This window comes from Cupriavidus sp. SIMBA_020 (genome assembly GCF_046535395.1).
Lineage (GTDB): Bacteria > Pseudomonadota > Gammaproteobacteria > Burkholderiales > Burkholderiaceae > Cupriavidus > Cupriavidus campinensis.
Genome location: NZ_JAWRWU010001019.1, coordinates 1 through 258, shown reverse-complemented (window position 1 = coordinate 258; position 258 = coordinate 1). Strand labels below are relative to the sequence as shown.

The 258-nt window shown below is 62.8% G+C and carries 1 protein-coding gene; it reads left to right on the top strand.

The window, feature by feature from the left end; all coding sequences use genetic code 11:
- A partial coding sequence (locus SB751_RS32550; RefSeq protein ID WP_410749324.1) for an RNA polymerase sigma factor occupies nt 1-258 on the top strand: 258 nt, incomplete at both ends.

Sequence of the window (258 nt, the reverse complement as noted above, 5' to 3'; positions counted from 1 at the left end):
CGGCGAATCGCAACTGTCTTCCTGGCTGTACGGCATCGCGCTGAACCTGGTGCGCAACTACCTGTCGCGGGCGCCCGAGCGACGTCACGACTTCGTCAGCGACAGCGTACTGGCCGAGCATGCCTCCAACGACCTGCCCCCGGATCGCATCCTGGAGCAGAACCAGACTATGGCGCTGTTGCAGGAATCGCTGGACGAGCTGCCGGCCAACATGCGCGACATCCTGCTCATGGTCGGGCTGGACGACATTTCCTATGA